The following is an 18526-nucleotide window of genomic DNA, read 5'->3' as shown; positions in this document are numbered from 1 at the left end:
AGCCCGCGAGCTCGGGCGCCTCCGCCCAGCCCGTGACCTGCCGGCTCTCGGCCTCCCCGCCGCCGAACCGGCCGAGATAGTTGAAGCCGACCTGTGGGGCGGCCAGGCCGCCCAGCTCCCCGCGCAGGTGCCTCAGCAGCCCGTACCCCAGGCCGCGGCCCGGGACGGAGCGCAGCTGTTCCTTGACCCGCTTGACGACCAGGCCCGCCTCTGCGCCCCCCGCGTAGACATCCGCGAGGTCCACATCGGACAGATCCAGCCGGACCGGGTGGGTCGCGGTGAACCAGCCGACCGTGCGGGACAGCTCGGCGCCCGGCACGGCCTCCTCCTGGCGGCCGTGGCCCTCGAGCTCCACGAGCACCGAGTCGCGGCCGGGCCGCCAGCGCGCGACGGCGGCGCCGAGCGCGGCGAGCAGGACGTCGTCGACACTGCCGTAGAACGCCTCCGGCACCGCGGTGAGCACGGCCCGGGTGACCTCGACCGGCACCCGGACCTCGACGTCCCGGGTGGTGGCGACGGTGTCGACGACCGGGTCGAGAGCCCTGCGCCCCCACGGTCGCTCGGCCCCGGCGAGCGCCGAGGTCCAGTACGGCAGCTCGTCCGAGCGGTCCGCCGCGGCGAGCCCGCGGGCCCAGGTGCGGAACGAGGTGCCGACCGGCGCGAGGGGCGTGCCCGCGGCCGCCGCGACCAGGTCCGGCACCAGGATCCGCCACGACACCCCGTCGACGACGAGATGGTGCACGACCACCAGCACGCGGCCCCCCGCGGCGCCGCCGTCGAGGAGCACGACCTGCGCCATCACACCGGCGGCCGGGTCGAGCCGGTCCGCCGCGGCCTCCAGCTCGGCCTCGACCTGTGCCCACACCGGCTGCGCGGTCCACGGCCCGCCCGCCGCGACACCGGCGAGGGCGACCCGGCGGACCAGTCCGGCCACCGACGCGCCCGGCTCCGGCACCTCCAGGGCCTCCCCCACCAGCCGGGCCCGCAGCAGGTCGTGCCGGTCGGCGACGGTCTGCACCGCGGCGATCACGTCCTCGCGCCGGGTGCCGGCCGGGACGGTCAGCAGCGCGGCCTGGCAGAAGCGCCGCGGCAGGACCGGGGTCTCGAGGAGCGTCCGCATGATCGGGGTGAGCGGCACCACGCCGATCCCGGCGTCCGCGGGCTCGGCCTCCACCAGCGCGGAGACGTCCGCGATCTCGGCGAGCGCCGCGACCGTGCGCCGCTCGAAGACGTCCCGCGGGGTGATCGCGATGCCGCGCTCGCGGGCCCGGGCCACCAGCTGGATGGAGACGATGCTGTCGCCGCCGAGCTCGAAGAACGAGTCGTCCGCACCGACCTCGCCCAGGCCCAGGACCTCCGCGAACACCGCGGCCAGCCGCTCCTCGACGGGGGTCTCGGCGGCTCGGCCGGCGCTCTCGCGCGCCGGGGCGGGCAGGGCGCGCCGGTCGAGCTTGCCGTTGGCGGTCAGGGGCAGCCGGTCCAGCTCCACCACCGCGGCCGGCACCATGTGCTCCGGGAGGCGCTCCGCGGCCCAGGACCGCAGGGCGTCTCCGGCCTCCCCGGGCCGCCCGGCCCGGCCGACCTCTCCGGCCCTGCTGACCCGTCCCGCCCTGCCGACCACGTACGCGACCAGCTGCCGGACACCCGGGACGTCCTCACGGACGACCACCGCCGCCTGCGCGACCGCGGGATGTCCGGCGAGCGCGGCCGCGATCTCGCCGGGCTCGATCCGGAAGCCCCGGATCTTGACCTGGTCGTCGGCGCGGCCGAGGTAGTCGAGCCCGTCCGCCCGATGGCGGGCGAGGTCACCGGAGCGGTAGCGGCGCCCGCCCCCGGGGCCCGCCACGAACCGGGCCGCGGTGAGGCCGGGGCGGCCGAGGTAGCCCTGCGCGACCTGCGGGCCCGACACGTACATCTCACCGGGGACGCCCGGCGGGACCGGTCGCAGCAGGTCGTCGAGCACCTGCACGCGCAGGCCCGGGATCGGGTCGCCGATCGGGCTGCCGGCGGCCCCCGCACCGACCTCGTGGTGCGTGACGTGCACCGTCGTCTCGGTGATCCCGTACATGTTGACCAGCGCTGTGCCCGGCCGGTCGGCGATCCAGCGCTCCAGTGTGGACGGATCGAGGGCCTCGCCGCCGAAGATCACGTACCGCAGGGCGGGGAGGTCGGCGTCGGCCGCCGCGAGGGCGGCGAAGGCGGTGGGGGTCTGGTTCAGCACCGTGACGCCCTCGCGGCCGAGCAGCCCCAGGAAGCTCTCGGGATCTCGGGTGACCTCGCGGTCGACGACGACCACCCGCCCGCCCGTGGTGAGCGGGCCCCACATCTCCCACACGGAGAAGTCGAACGCCGCCGAGTGGAACAAGGTCCACACGTCGTCCGCGGTGAAGCCGAACAGGCCCTCGGTGCCCGCGAGCAGGGCGACCACGTTGCGGTGGCTCACCTCGACGCCCTTCGGGGCACCCGTGGAGCCGGACGTGTAGATCACGTACGCCGTGGCCGCCGGGTCGACGACCGGCAGCTCCTGGTGCGGCACATCGACATCACTGCCGTCGAGGACGACCGCGCCCTCCGGCGCGACGGCCCGGGTGCCCTCGGTGACCAGCACCGCGGCCGGCGCGGCGTCCGCGAGGGTGAACGCGATCCGCTCCGCCGGGTAGCCGGGATCGATCGGGACGTAGGCCGCGCCGGCCGCCGTCACCCCGAGGATCGCGACGAGGAGATCCGCGGTGCGGGGCACCAGGAGCGCGACCCGGTCCCCGGTCCGCACGCCGCGGGACCGCAGGACGCGGGCGAGGCGCTCGGCGCTCTCGCACAGCGCCGCGTACGTGAGCGCGCCCCCGTCCGGGCCGGTCACGGCGGTGTGGGCCGGGTGGTCCGCCGCGACCTGCCGGACCAGGTCGATGAGACTCGCCGCGGGGACGACCGGCGTCCGCTCCCCCACCGTCCCCTCGTCGCCGGGCGCCCCCGGCTCCTCCCCGTCGAGGGAGGCCGTCGGCTCCGCCGTCGTTCCGCCGTCGAGAGCAGTCGTCCGCTCTGCCGCCGTGCGGAGGTCCAGGCGGCTGAGCCGCCGGTCGGGGTCGGCCGCGAGCACCGCGAGGACCTCGGCCAGCCGCGCCGTCATGGCCTCTGCGGTGGGCCGGTCGAACAGGTCCGCGGCGAAGGTGACGGCGCCGTCCAGACCACCGGAGGCGTTCTCCCCCAGGTCCACCGCGGGCCCGAGGTCGACGGCGATGTCGAACTTCGCGGTGTCGAGCTCGGCGTGCAGCTGCCGCGCGGGCCGCCCGCCCAGCGAGGTGATCTCGGTTCCGCCCGAACGGTGCACGATGCTCGTCTGGAAGAGGGGGTGGCGGTCGATGCCGCGCGGCGGGTCGAGGAGCTCGACGAGCCGCTCGAAGGGCAGCTCCTGATGGGCGTACGCGCCCAGCGCGGTCTCCCGGGCGCGGCCCACGACCTCGCGCAGCGTCGGGTCCCCGGACAGGTCCGTGCGCAGCACCAGAGTGTTCACGAAGAACCCGACGAGATCGTCGAGCGCGACGTCCGTCCGGCCCGCCACCGGCGTGCCGAGCGGGACGTCCGGGCCCGCGCCATGGGCCTGCAGCCACACCGCGACCGCGGCCTGGGTGAGCATGAAGGCCGTCGCGCCCGTGTCCCGGGCCAGCCGGGTCAGGCCCGCCGCGGTCCCCGCGTCGATCGTGAGGCCGACGGTCGTGCCCCGGTGCGAGGCGGTCCGCGGCCGCGGGTGGTCGGCCGGCAGCGGCACCTCCTCCGGGAGCCCGGCAAGGGTCTCGCGCCAGTAGGCGACCTGGCGGGCCAGCACCGAGCCCGGATCGTCTTCGGCGCCCAGCTGCTCCCGCTGCCAGAGCGTGTAGTCCGCGTACTGCACCGGCAGCGGGGCCCAGCCCGGCTCTGCACCGGCGGACCGCGCCCGGTAGGCGAGGTCGAGGTCCGCGAGCAGGCGCTCGCCGGACCACTCGTCGCCCGCGATGTGGTGCAGCGCGAGGGAGAGCACCACGTCGCCGCCGGGCAGCCGGAGCACGCGCGGCCGGACCGGCAGGTCCGTGGCCAGGGCGAACCGGTGCCCGGATGCGGCCACCAGCTCCGCCTCCAGTGCCTCCTCCGCGATCTCGACCACCGGGATCTCCACGACGTCGGCGGGGAGGACCTCCTGGCGCGGGACCCCACCGGTCGTCGGGAAGGCCGTGCGCAGGCTCTCGTGGCGGCCGATCACGTCGGCGACCGCGGCCCGCAGCACCGCGACGTCGACCGGGCCGGTGAGCCGGATCGCGAAGGGCAGCACATAGGCCGCGGACGGGCCCTCCATCTGGTCGAGGAACCACAGCCGCTGCTGCGCGGACGAGAGCGGCACCGCCGCCGGACGTTCGCGCGGGATCAACGCACTCCCCGCACCACCCGACGCGGTGTCGACGAGGGCGGCGAGCGCCCGGACCGTCGGGGCGTCGAAGATCGCCCGGACGGACAGGTCCGCACCCAGCTCGGCACGGATCCGGGACACGAGCCGCGTGGCGACGAGCGAGTGCCCGCCGAGGTCGAAGAACGAGTCGTCCACCGCGACCCCGTCCACGCCCAGGACCTGCCCGAACAGGCCGGCCAGGGCGATCTCGGTGGCCGACGACGGCGCCCGGCCCGCGCCGCGCTCCGGCGCCGGCTCGGGCAGGGCGCGGCGGTCGAGCTTGCCGTTCGCCGTCATCGGCAGCGCCCCGAGCGAGACGAGCGCGGCCGGCACCATGTGCGCGGGCAGCCGGTCGGCGGCCCAGGCCCGCAGGGCCGCGTGCTCCGGACCCGTCCCGGTGCGGGGCACCACGTACCCGACGAGGCGCAGCGCCCCCGCCGGGTCCGGTGCCGCCACGACCGCGGCCTGCGCCACGTCGGGGTGCTCGCCGAGCACGGCCGCGATCTCGCCGGGCTCGATGCGGAACCCGCGGATCTTGACCTGCTCGTCCGCCCGCCCGAGGTGGTCGAGCCCCCCGTCGACGAGCAGCCGCGCCCGGTCACCCGAACGGTAGCGGCGCCCGCCGCCGGGCCCGGCCACGAACCGGGTGGCGGTCAGGGCCGCCCGGCCGAGGTAGCCCTGCGCGAGCTGCGGCCCGGACACGTAGATCTCCCCGGGGACCCCGGACGGCACCGGGCGCAACGAGTCGTCGAGCAGGTGCACGGCGAGGCCCGGAATCGGTGCCCCGACAGGACTCCCGCGCTCGGCGGAGCCGGCGACGTGGTGCGTGACGTGCACCGTGGTCTCGGTGATCCCGTACATGTTCACGGGCACGGCCTCGGGCCGGCGCCGCTCCCAGCCGGCCAGTGTGGACGGATCGAGGGCCTCGCCACCGAAGATCACGTGGCGCAGGTCGGGCGCCCGCCCCGGCCCCGCCGCGTCCGCGGCGTCGAGGGAGAGGAACGCGGTGGGGGTCTGGTTGACGACGGTGACGCCCTCGCGGTCGAGCAGGTCGAGGAAGCGCTGCGGGTCCCGCGTGATGTCGTGCTCCACGACGACGACCCGCCCGCCGGTGGTCAGCGGCGCCCACATCTCCCACACGGAGAAGTCGAACGCCGCGGAGTGGAACAAGGTCCAGACGTCGTCCGCGGTGAAGTCGAACAGGCCCTCGGTGCCCGCCAGGAGCGCGACCACGTTGCGGTGGCTCACCTCGACGCCCTTCGGGGTGCCCGTGGAGCCGGACGTGTAGATCACGTACGCCGTCGACCCGGGGTCGACGACCGGCAGCTCCTGATGCGGCACATCGACATCACTGCCGTCGAGGACGACCGCGCCCTCCGGCGCGACGGCCCGGGTCTCCTCGCTGACCAGCACCGCGGCCGGCGCGGCGTCCGCGAGGGTGAACGCTATCCGCTCCGCCGGGTAGCCCGGGTCGACCGGGACGTAGGCCGCGCCCGCCGCCGTCACGCCCAGGACCGCGGCGACCAGATCGACCGTGCGCGGCAGGAGCAGGGCGACCCGCTCCCCCGGCCGCACGCCGGCGACCACCAGCCGCCGGGCGACCTGCTCGGCGCGGTGCCGCAGGTCGCGGTAGGTGAGGGACACCCCGTCCGGCCCGGTGAGCGCCCGGCTGCGGGGGTGCGCGTCGGCCGTGGCGGCGAACAGCTCCCACAGCGTCCGGTCCGCGACCTCCGGCGCCGTCACCGGCGGCGCCGCGAGGCGCTCCGGGTCGGCGCGGACGTCGAGGCCGCTGATCCGGACGTCCGGATCGGCCGCCAGCGCGGTGAAGACCTGCGCGAGCCGGGCGCTCATCGCCTCGCCGGTCGCGCGGTCGAACAGGTCCGCGCTGTAGGTGACGGCGAGCGTCAGCCCGGTCGCGGTCTCCAGCGCGTCGACGCTCAGGTCGAACCGCGCCGCGTCCCAGGCCGTGCGGACCTCGGTGAGCCCCAGGTCGCCCAGCCGCATCCCCGAGGCCGCGTCCGCGGTGTGGATCACACTCGTCTGGAACAGCGGGTGCCGGCCGCCCGAGCGGGGCGGGTTCAGCAGCTCGACGAGCCGCTCGAAGGGCAGCTCCTGATGGGCGTAGGCCGCCAGGGCGGTGTCGCGGGCGCGGCCCACGACCTCGCGCAGCGTCGGGTCCCCGGACAGGTCCGTGCGCAGCACCAGCGTGTTCACGAAGAACCCGACGAGATCGTCGAGCGCGACGTCCGTCCGGCCCGCCACCGGCGTGCCCAGGGCGACATCGGGTCCGGTCCCGTGGGCGTGCAGCCAGAGCGCGACGGCGGCCTGCGTGATCATGAACGGGGTCGTGCCGGTGTCGGCGGCGAGCCGCTCCAGCCCGGTGCGGACCGCGGCCGGGACCCGGACCTCGACGGTGAAACCGGTGTGCGAGGCCGTGTCCGGGCGCGGGCGGTCCGTGTGCAGCGCCTGCTCCTCGGGCAGCCCGGCCAGCCGCTCGCGCCAGTAGCCGACCTGGCGGGCCAGCACCGAGGCCGGATCCTCCTCCGAACCGAGCTGCTCCCGCTGCCACAGCGTGTAGTCCGCGTACTGGACCGGCAGCGGCTCCCAGGCCGGGGCACGCCCGGCGACCCGGGCCCGGTACGCGGTGTCCAGGTCGGCGAGCAGGCGTTCGCCGGACCACTCGTCCGCCGCGATGTGGTGCAGCACCAGGGAGAGCACCCAGCCCTCGCCGGCGCGCAGCAGCCGCAGCCGGATCGGGAGATCGCGGTCCAGGGCGAAGACGTGATGGGCGTCGTCGAATAGGGCCGCGTCGAGGCCGTGGTGGCCCGGATCGTCCGTGTCGGCGACGGGGATCGTTGCGTCCCAGTCGGTCAGGATCTCCTGGCGCGGCGTCCCGTCCGTGGCCGGGAAGACCGTGCGCAGGCTCTCGTGGCGGCCGATCACGTCCGCCAGTGCGGCGCGCAGCGCCTCGACGTCGGGGGCTGCGGAGAGCCGGACCGCGAAGGGCAGCACGTAGGCCGCCGACGGGCCCTCCATCTGGTCGAGGAACCACAGCCGCTGCTGCGGGAACGACAGCGGCACGGTCTCCGGACGCGGCACGGGCCGCAGGGGGTTGCGGGCGCGGGCGGCCGCGTCGACGACCGCGGCGAGCCCGGCGACGGTCGGATGGTCGAACACGGCCCGCACCGACAGGTCCGCGCCGAGGGCGGCACGGATCCGCGACACCAGCCGGATCGCCACGAGCGAGTGGCCGCCCAGGTCGAAGAACGACTCGTCCGCCCCTACCGTCTCCACGTCGAGGACCTGGGAGAACAGGCCGGCCAGCGCGATCTCGGTGCCGGACGACGGCGCCCGGCCCCCGCTCTCGCGGCTCGGCTCGGGCAGGGCGCGGCGGTCCACCTTGCCGTTGGGCGTCATGGGCAGGGCGTCGAGGACGACGACGGCGGCCGGCACCATGTGCGCCGGCAGTGCCGCGGCGACGGTTTCCCGCACCGCCGTTCCGTCGAGGGCACCGCCGGCTCCGGTAGGTCCGGTAGCTCCGACGACGTAGCCGATCAGCCGTCCACTCCGGACGAGCGCGACCGCCTGCAGCACACCGGGATGGCTGCGCAGCGCGGCCTCGACCTCGCCGAGCTCCACCCGGAAGCCGCGGATCTTGACCTGGTCGTCCGCGCGGCCGAGGTACTCGACCGTGCCGTCGGCGAGCCTGCGGGCCAGGTCGCCGGTGCGGTAGAGCCGCGCCCCGCCCGGGCCGGCCACGAACCGCTCCGCGGTCAGGCCCGGCCGCTCCAGGTAGCCGCGCGCCAGGCCGGCGCCGCCCACGTACAGCTCACCGGGGGCGCCCGCCGGCACCGTCCGCAGGAACGCGTCGAGCACGACGGCGGTCGTGCCGGCCACCGGGCGGCCGATGTGCGGCGCGCGACCGGCCTCGATCGGAGTGAACAGCGCGTCCACGGTGCACTCGGTCGGGCCGTAGAAGTTGAAGGGCGCCAGCGCGTCCGCGGCGAGCCGCTCCCACAGCCCGGGTCCGACGGCCTCGGCGCCGGTCGCGACCACGGCCGGCCGGTGCTTCCCGGAGAGCAGACCCTCCTCCAGCACGAGGTCCAGGAAGGACGGGGGGACGTCGACGAAGTCCACGTCGTGCTCGCGCACGTACCGGACGAGGCCGCGGGCGTCTCCCATCAGCGCGTCCGGCAGGACGTGCATCGTGTGCCCGGCGAGCATCCAGGCCAGCGGGTCGACGGTGCCGTCGTAGGCGAACGACAGCGAGTTCAGGACCTGCAGCGGCCGCCCCAGCAGCTCGGCCGCAGGCTCCATGACGGCGGCGCGGTGCGCCGCGACCAGCGCCGCGAGGCTGCGGTGCTCGATCGTCACCCCCTTGGGCCGGCCGGTCGAGCCCGAGGTGTAGACGACGTAGGCGGCGCCGCGCGGATCGGGGCCATGCAGATCGGGGCCATGCGGACCGGGGCCGTGCGGACCGGGGCCGTGCGGATCGGGGCCGTGCGGCGGCTCCGGGGCGCGAGCGGCGATCGTGGCCGCGGTGTCCGGGTCGTCGAGCACGACCACGGCGGCCGGCCCACCGGGGCCCGGCAGGCCGGCGGCGGTCGCGCCGTGGGTCAGGACGACGACCGGCGCGGCGTCGGCGAGCACGCTCGCCACCCGCTCGGCGGGGTGCGCCGGATCGACGGGGACGTGCGTACCGCCGGCGGCCCAGACGGCGAGCATCCCGACGACCATGTCCGAGGTTCGGGGCAGGACCAGCCCGACCCGGGTGTCCGGGCCCACGCCCAGTCCGCGCAGGTGGGAGGCCAGGCGGCAGGCCCGGAGATCGAGCTCGGCGAAGGTCAGGACCGCGTCGGCGGCGACGAGCGCGGGCTCGTCGGGGCGGGCGGCGACGGCGGCGCTGAAGGCTGCGAGGACCGTGCCCTCGCCTGCACCGACTCCGACCGCACCAGCTCCGACCGCGCCGACTCCGACTGCACCGGCCGCCGCGGGCGCGGTGTCCTGGGTCGCCGCCGCGGCAGTGGGGGTCGCCGGCGTAGCGGTAGGGGTCGAGGTCGCGCTCTCGGTGGTCCCGCTCGCCCCGGCAACGGCCCCGGTCACCCCCTGCCCGGCCGGGGCCCCGTCGCCACGGAGCGGCGAGGTACCGCCCCCGACCGGGTTCGCACGACGGCGGGCGAGGGGGACGTCCGGCTCGGCGGCGAGACCGGCCACCGTGTCGAGCAACCGCTCCAGGACCGCGGTGGCTCCGCCGTGGACGTCGAGAACGTCGCCGAGGTGGTCGAGGGCCAGCTCGAGGGTGCTCCCGACCCGCGCGCTCAGGGTCAGCGGATAGTGCGTGGCATCCGCCGCCGAGACGTCCTTCATGGACGGACCGCCGGCCGGTCCGGCGTCCTCCGCGGGGTTCGCCGGGTAGCTCTCGAACACGGTGAGGGTGTCGAAGAGCTCGTCGATCCCCACGGCCTGCTGGATCGCGCCGAGCCCGGTCCGCTGGTGGTCGAGCAGGCGGGTCTGCTCCGCCTGCACCCGCCGTAGCAGCTCCCGGGCGGTCTCGGTGGGCCGCAGCCGCACCCGGACCGGCAGGGTGTTGATGAAGATCCCGACCATCTCCCCGACGCCGGGCAGCTCCGGCGGGCGCCCGGAGACGGTCGCGCCGAAGGCGACGTCCGTGCGGCCGGTCAGCTCGGCGAGCAGGAGCCCCCACGCGACCTGGACGACGGTGTTCGGGGTGACGCCCTCGCGGCGGGCGAGCGCCGACACGGCCTCCCACGCGACGGCGCCGAGGGCCCCCTCGACGCGGTCCGGCAGCCCGTCGGGCCTGGCCGCGGCCGGTCCGGCGACGAGGGTCGGCTCGTCCAGCCCGTCGAGCGCGCCCACCCAGGCGCGCAGGCTCGTGTCCGCGTCCCGGCCCGCCAACCAGGCGAGGAAGTCCCGGTACGAGCGCGCCGGAGGCAGCACGGCGCCACCGCAGAGGGCCGCGAGGTCTCCCAGCACGACCGGCGTGGACCAGCCGTCGAGGAGCAGGTGATGGGCGGAGACGAGCAGCCGGGCACGGTCCGGACCGGTCGTGAGCAGCACGAACCGGATCAGCGGGCCGGTCGCCGGGTCCATCCGGGTGGCCCGGTCGAGCGCCACCAGGCGGTCGAGCTCCGCGGCGTCCGTGCCGACGTCGACATGGGTGAAGGCGACCGGCATGCCGTCGGTGACGACCTGGACGGGCGCCCCGTCGGCGTCCGTGCCGAACGCGACACGCAGCGCCGGGTGCCGGTCCAGCAGCGCCTGGGCACCGGCGCGGATCCGCCCGGGATCGACGTCACCGGTGAGGTCCAGCATCGTCTGGACGAGGTAGACGTCCGTCCCGGCAGCGCCCGGTCCCCCAGCAGCGTCCGGTGCTCCGGCGGAGAGGAGTGTGTGGAAGAGCAGCCCCTCCTGCAGCGGTGACAGCGGCCAGACGTCGGAGAGCCCGGGATGGGCCCCCTCCCACCGCTCGACGTCCGCCTGCGTGGCCGTGACGAGCGGGAAGTCCGACGGCGTGTGCCCGCCTCCGCCCCCGGCGACGATCCTGGTGACCGCCTCGATCCACGACTCCGCCAGCTCCGCGACCCGCGCCTCGTCGACGATCCCCGTCGCGTAGGTCCAGGTCGCCCGCAGCACCGGGCCCGCGGGGCCGTCCTGCACGAGGGCATCGAGCGCGACCGTGGCGACGACCGGCATCGCCGGGTCCGCGCCGCCCGTCGGCGGGACGTCCGTCGCCTGCTGCCAGGCCCGCTGCTCGCCCGCGGCGAAGCGCCCGAGGTAGTTGAAGGCCAGCTCGGTGACCGCGTCGGTGGGCAGGCCGCCCAGCCCGCGGTCGGGGATCCGGCGCAGTGCCTCCTTGGCGCGCTTGACCACCGATGCGTCCACACCGGACGGATCGACGACGACGTGGGACTCGGTGGTGAACCAGCCGACGGTGCGGGACAGGTCGGCGCCGGGCACCGCGTCCTCCTCCCGACCGTGTCCCTCGACCGCGACGGTCAGCGGGTCCGGCCGGCCGGTGACGCGCGCGACCGCGAGGCCGAGCGCGCCGAGCAGGACGTCGTCGGGGCGGCCGTGGAAGGCCGCCGCGGTCCGGGTGAGCAGGGCCTCGGTGATCGCCACCGGGAGCTCGACCCGCAGCTCCGCGGTGTCCGCGGCGCGGTCCCCGGCCGGGTCCGGGAGCCGGCTACCGAGGACCGGGACCGGCTGTGCCACAACGGGCACGGCGCGGTTCTCGAGGGCGAGCGACCAGGCGCGGAAGGAGGTCCCGACCGGCGGGAGCGTCACCGGCCCGCCCCGCTCGGCCTGTTCCGCGGCGGAGGCGAGGTCCTCGGTGAGGATCCGCCAGGACACGCCGTCGACCACGAGGTGGTGCGCGGCGAGCAGCAACCGCTCGCCGTCGACCAGGACCGCGGCCATCATGGTCCCCTCGGCCGGGTCGAGCCGGGCCGCGGCACGGTCGTAGGCGGTGCCGGGGGTGATCCCGTCCTCGCAGGTCAGGATGTCGCCGGCCGGCACCGACCCGGCGGCCCGCACCCGCAGCCGCGAGCCGGTCAGGACCGCCCGCAGCATGTCGTGGCGGTCGAGGAGCGCCTGCAGGGCGGCCTCGACCGTCGCCCGGCCCGTGCCGGCGGGCAGCGCGAGGAACACGGACTGGGCGAAGCGGCCGATCCCGCCGCCGTACCGCGCGGCCCGCTCCAGCACCCCGGCCGCGATCGGCGTCGGGGGCAGCTCGCCGATCGGGTCGACGGCATCGGCCGGCGCGAGGCCCGGGACGGCCCGGGCCGCGAGCTCGGCCAGGCGGGCGACCGTGCGCTGTTCGAACACGTCCCGGGGGGACAGCACGAGGCCCGCCGCACGGGCCTTCGCAACGACCTGGATGGAGACGATGCTGTCGCCGCCGAGCGCGAAGAAGGACTCGTCGACGTCGACCGCCGGGAGCCCGAGGACCTCGGCCACGATCCCGGCCAGCAGCTCCTCGGCCGCGGTCGACGGGGCCCGGCCCGTCCCCGCCCGCACGGGCGCGGGCAGGGCGCGCTGGTCCAGCTTGCCGTGGGGGGTCCGGGGGAACGCCTCGACCAGCACGAACGCACTCGGCACGAGGTACTCCGGCAGCGCGGCGGCGGCCCGGGACCGCAGGTCCTCGGCCGCCACGTCTCCCACGGGGACCACATAGGACACGAGGGTCCGCAGGCCAGGCCGGTCCTCGCGCACGACCGTCGCGACCTGCGCCACGCGCGGATCGGCGGCCACGACGGCGTCGACCTCGCCGAGCTCGATGCGGTGGCCACGGATCTTGACCTGGTCGTCGTCGCGGCCGACGAACTCGACGGTCCCCCGGCGCGTCCAGCGCGCGAGGTCGCCGGTGCGGTACATCCGCGCCCCCGGCATGCCGGGATCGGCGACGAACCGCTCGGCGGTGGCGCCGGGACGGTCGAGGTAGCCGCGGGCGACGCCGGCCCCGCCGACGTACAGCTCGCCGGTGACGCCGATCGGGACGGGCCGCAGCGCGGCGTCGAGGAGCAGGACGTGGGAGCCGCCCACCGGGGTGCCGATGTGCGGCGCGACACCGGGCGCGAGCCGCGCGGACAACGCGTCGACGGTGGTCTCCGTCGGGCCGTACATGTTGTGCGCCAGAGTGTCCGGCGCGCTGGCCAGAGCCTCCCACAACGCGGAGCCGACCGCCTCGGACCCGGTGACGACGTGCCCGGGGCGCCGCTCCCCCGTCAACAGACCGGCGTCGAGCACCGGCTCCAGGAACGACGGCGGGAGGTCGACGACGTCGATCCCCTCCGCACGCACGAGCTCGACGACCCCGGCGGCGTCGCCCATCAGGCGCTCGGGCAGCAGGTGCAGTTCGTGGCCGGCGAGCATCCAGAGCAACGGGTCCACGGCACCGTCGAAGGCTAGGGACATCGCGTGCAGGACGCGACGGGGCCCGGGTCCCGCCATGAGATCCGCCCGGTGCGCCGCGAGCAGGTTCACCACCCCGGCGTGCGTCGCGACGACGCCCTTGGGCCGCCCGGTGGAACCGGACGTGTAGATCACGTAGACCGCGTCGAGCGGGTCCGGCCGCGCGGTCACCCCGCCGACCGGGCCGTCCGCCTCGACCAGCAGCACCCCGGCGCGCCCGGCGACCCGGTCCGCGACGGACCCGCTGGTCAGCACCACCTCGGGCCGGGACTCGTCGAGCAGCTGGGCGATGCGCTCCGCGGGATGGTCGGGGTCGACGGGGACGCTGGCCGCGCCCGCACGCCACACCGCGAGCGGCGCCACGAGGCCGTCGAGGGTCCGCGGCAGCACGACGGCGACGCGCGAGCCCCGCCCGACCCCGCGGGCGGCGAGGCGCGCGGCCAGCCGGTCCGCGCGGGCGACCAGCTCGGCGACGGTCAGCCGCCCGTCCACCGCGACGAGGGCGGTGCGGTCCGGGTGGGTGCGGACCAGCTCGTCGAGGACGTCCACGACGGTGCCGGCGGGGTGCACGACCGGGCCCGTCCCGGCGGCGGCCAGCGCGGCCCGCTCCCCGGCGTCGAGCACGTCCAGGGCGCCGAGACGGGTGTCCGGCGCCTCCGCCATCACGGCGAGGATCCGCTGCAGCCGCACGGTCAGCTCGGCCGCGGTGCCGGCGTCGAAGAGGTCCGCGGAGTACTCCAGGGCACCGGTGAGCACGCCCGCGTCCCCGATCCCGCCCTCCTGCACGAGGTCGATCGAGAGATCGAGCTTGGCGGCGGGCAGCTCCACCCACTCCCGGCGGCACGTCAGGCCGGCGAAGCCGTCGACGGCGCCGGTGTCCTGCCCGAACGTCACCAGGGTCTGGAACAGCGGGTTCCGGGCGGCCGAGCGGTCCGGGACCAGCGCGTCGACGACCCGGTCGAACGGGGTCTCCTGGTGCGAGTACGCGGCCAGCGCGGTCTCGCGGGCCCGGCGCACGAGCTCGCGCAGCGCGGGATCACCGCCCAGGTCGTGGCGCAGCACGACGGTGTTGACGAAGAAGCCGACGACGTCGTCGAGCGCGGCCTCCGGGCGGCCGCCGACGGGGGTGCCGAGCGGGACATCGGTGCCCGCGCCGTGGGCGTGCAGGAGCGCCGCGACGGCCGCGTGCAGCACCATCACGTCGGTCGCGCCCTCGGCGAGCGCCAGCGCGCGCAGGCCCTCGGCGACACCGGCGGGGACCGTGAACGGGATCCGACCGCCGGCCCCGGTCGGGCGCGCCGGGCGCGGCCGGTCCCGGGGCAGGTCGAGCTCCGCCGGCACCCCGGCCAGCTGCTCGCGCCAGAAGCCCGGCCCGTCGGCGGACAGGGCCCGCTGCCAGAGCGTGTAGTCCGCGTACTGCACCGGCAGGACGGTCCACTCCGGAGCCCGGCCCGCGCGGCGGGCCGTGTAGGCGGTGCCGAGGTCGCGCAGCAGCACGTCCGTGGACCACTCGTCGCCGGCGATGTGGTGCAGGACCAGGGCGAGCACGTGCTCGCCCTCGGCCCGGAACAGCAGGGCGCGCAGGGGGATCTCCCGGTCGAGCGTGAAGGGCCGGGCGGCGTGGGCCGTGAGCGCGTCGGACGTCAGGTCCGCGACCGGCAGGTCGGGGACCGCCCGGTCGAGGACCTCCTGGCGGGGACGCCCCTCGGTCTCCGGGAAGACGGTGCGCAGGCTCTCGTGCCGGGCCACGACGTCCGCCAGCGCGGCGCGCAGCGCGTCGACGTCGAGCGCGCCGCGCAGCCGCAGCGCCAGCGGCATGTGATAGCTCACCGAGCCGGGATCGACCCGCCACAGGAACCACAGCCGCTGCTGGGCCGCGGACAGCGGGATCTCCGCCGGGCGGGCGGCGGCGACCAGCGCGGGCCGCTGCGCGACCGGGGTGGAAGCGGCGACGAGCGCGGCGAGCTCGCGGGCCGTCGGGGCGTCGAAGACGGCCCGCATCGGCAGATCCGCGCCCAGCTCGGTGCGGATCCTGGCGACGAGCCGCGCCGCCAGCAGGGAGTGCCCGCCGAGGGCGAAGAACGAGTCGCGCACGCCCGGAGCGGGCACGTCCAGGACCTCGGCCACCAGGACGAGCAGCGTCGTCTCCAGCGCGGTCGGCGGGAGGTCCTCGTCCCGGGAGAGCACCGGCTCCGGAAGGGCGCGACGGTCGAGCTTGCCGTTCGTGGTGAGCGGCAACGACTCCAGGACGACGACGGCCACGGGCACCATCGCGTCCGGGAGCAGGGCGGCGACGTGGGCCCGGAGCGCCGCCGGGTCCACGGTGCCCGTGCCCGAACCCGCCGGGCCCGAACCCACCACGTACCCGACCAGGGTGCCGGCCCGCAGGACCACCGCGGCGGCCCCGACCTCCGGATGCGACCGCAGGGCCGCCTCGACCTCGCCGAGCTCGACCCGCACCCCGCGGACCTTGACCTGGTCGTCGGCCCGGCCTCGGTACTCGAGCGTCCCGTCGCCCCGGCGCCGCACCAGGTCACCGGTCCGGTAGAGCCGGGATCCGGGCGGCCCGCACGGATCGGCGACGAACCGCTCGGCGGTGAGCCCCGGCCGTCCCCGATAGCCGCGGGCGACCTGCGCCCCGCCGATGTGGAGCTCGCCGAGAGTGCCGTCCGGGACGGGCTGCAGGCCGGCGTCGAGCACGAGGGCGCGGGTGTTCCACACCGGACGCCCGATCACCGGCTCCCCCGTCACGTGCTGCGACGTGACGACGTGGGTCTCGGTGGGGCCGTAGTGGTTGTGCAGCGTGACCGCCGGGTGCCGGGCCAGCAGGGCGCGGAGCGCCTCGGTCACGACGAGGGCCTCGCCGGCCTGGAAGATCCGGCGCAGGGCGGGCAGCTGCTCGCCGGCGGCGGCGCGGGCGATCTCCTGCAGCACCAGGTTGGGCGCGTAGACGTCGGCGACCGACCGTTCCCGCAGCAGCCGGACCAGCGCGTCCGGGTCGACGCGGGTCTCCTCGTCCGGCACCACGAGCGAGCCGCCGGTGGTCAGCGTCGCGAAGACCTCCTGGGTCGCCACGTCGAAACCGGGACTCGTGAACTGCAGCGCGGGCCCGCTGCCGCCGGCCGTGCGGGCGTGCCACTCGAGGAGGTTGACCAGGCCGCGGCCGGTCATCACGACCGCCTTGGGCCGGCCCGTCGAGCCGGAGGTGAACAGGACGTAGGCCGGGTTCTCCGGCTCGGGCCGGACCCGGGTTCGGGTCGGGCCGCCCTGCCCGGTCCCGTCGAGCCCGGTCCCGCCGGGCCCGGTCCCGTCGAGCACAGGGCCGTCGAGCACGGTGCCGTCGAGCACGGTCCGGCCGGCGCCCTCGGGTCCGTCGGGGGTCGTGACCAGGGCGACCGGGTCCGCGTCGGCGAGGATCGTGGCGATCCGCGCCTCGGGGTACGCCGGGTCGACGGGCAGGAACGCGGCGCCGGTCTTGGCGACGGCGAGCATCGCGACGACCAGCTCCGGCGAGCGCGGCAGCACGAGCGCGACGATCCGCTCGGGCCCGGCGCCCGCGGCGGCGAGCCGGTCCGCGAGGCGCTCGGCGTGGGCGTCGAGCGCGGTGTAGTCCAGGGTGCGGTCGCCGGCGACCACGGCGGTGGCCGACGGGGTGCGCCGGACCTGGGCCTCCACCAGCTCGGCCACGGACGCCGACGCGACGGCGACCGGCGAGAGGTCGCCGCGCAGCAGTGCGTCCCGCTCGTCGGTGGCCAGCAGCGGGAGCTCGCCGATCGGCGTCGCCGGGGCCTCGACGGCCGCGGTCAGCAACCGCTCGAGGCGGGCCAGCATCGCGTCCACCGTGGACTCGTCGAAGAGGTCGGCGCTGAAGGTGGCCTCGATCTCGAAGCGATCGCCGATCATGAACGTCTCGAAGGAAAGCGGGAACTGCATGGCGCCGTTGTGGATCGTGCGCCAGCGCAGGTCGATGCCGGGGAGCTGCGGGCCGCCGAGGTCCTGGGTCAGGAAGACCAGCAGCACGTCGAACAGCGCCGCCTCGCCGGTCCCGCGGTCGACGCGCAGCTCGGAGACGAGCCGGTCGAAGGGCAGGTCCTGGTGGGCGAACGCCTCGAGGCCCAGGTCCCGGCAGCGGCGCAGCGCCTCGGCGAAGGTGGGCCGGCCGGACAGGTCCGCGCGCAGCACGAGGGTGTTGCCGAAGTCCCCGACCAGGCGTTCCAGGTCGGCGTGGTCGCGGTTCATCACGGCGGAGCCGACGGGCACGTCCGTGGCCCCCGTCAGCCGGTGCAGCAGCACCGCGAGACCGGTGTGCACCACCATGAACGGTGTCACGGACTGCGCGCGGGCGAACGCGGCGACCCGCGCGGCGAAGCCGGGCGCGAACTCGCGCACCCACCGCCCGCCGCGCGAGGTCGGCACGACCTGCCGGTCGACGGGCAGGGCCAGGGGCTCCGGCAGCGGATCGAGGACCCGGCGCCAGTGCGCGAGCTGCGCGGTCAGCCGTTCGGAGCCGTCCTGCTCCGCCTGCCAGGTGGCGAAGTCCAGGTACTGCACGGGATGCGGCTCGGGCGCCGCGGCCGCGGGATCGACCCGGGAGCGGTAGAGCGCCCCGAGATCCCGGGACAGCGCGCTCCACGTCATCCCGTCCCAGGCGATGTGGTGCACCACCTGCACGAGGACGTGGTGCTCCGGGGCGAGGCGGTAGAGGTCGAGCCTGATCACGCGATCGCGGCGCAGGTCGAACGGCGTCGCCGCGGCGCCTGCCGCCCGCTCGTCCACCTCGGACTCGGAGCCGGCCTCGACGACCGGCAGTGGCACCGGTGCGGCGGGTCCGACCCGCTGCACCGGCGCCCCGTCCGCGCCGAGGTCGTAGGTCGTACGCAGCACCTCGTGCCGCGCCACGAGCTGGGTGTAGGCCCACTCGAGAGCCGCGACGTCGAGCGCCCCGCGCAGCTCGATCCGCAGCGTGACGTTGAACGCCGTGCTGCCCGGCTCCAGCTGCTGCTGGAACCACATCCGCAGCTGGGCGGGCGAGAGCGGGCCCTCGCTGCGCCCGGCCGCCCGCAGCGGGCGCCGCTCGTCCGAACCCCCCGCCCCGGCCCCTGCATCCGCGAGCCTGCGGCGCAACAGCGCCCGCCTGCGGTCGGCGGCGCGCTGGTCGCGGGCATGGTGCAGCTCGGTCAC

At 76.4% G+C, this 18526-nt stretch carries 1 protein-coding gene (only partly in view); it reads right to left on the bottom strand.

Annotation, left to right across the window (positions count from 1 at the left end):
- A protein-coding gene (locus tag ABD324_RS19330; RefSeq protein ID WP_344418731.1) for an amino acid adenylation domain-containing protein crosses the window boundary here: on the bottom strand, positions 1–18526 show its 5' portion. The gene continues 293 nt to the left of window position 1, outside the view; only the first 18526 of its 18819 coding nucleotides appear in the window; it begins with the start codon at positions 18524–18526; its stop codon lies beyond the left edge, outside the window.

Origin of the sequence: Pseudonocardia ailaonensis, from assembly GCF_039531635.1 — a bacterium.
GTDB classification, from domain to species: domain Bacteria; phylum Actinomycetota; class Actinomycetes; order Mycobacteriales; family Pseudonocardiaceae; genus Pseudonocardia; species Pseudonocardia ailaonensis.
Note: the sequence above shows the minus strand (reverse complement) of the source record. Positions and strands in the feature narration are given on the sequence as shown.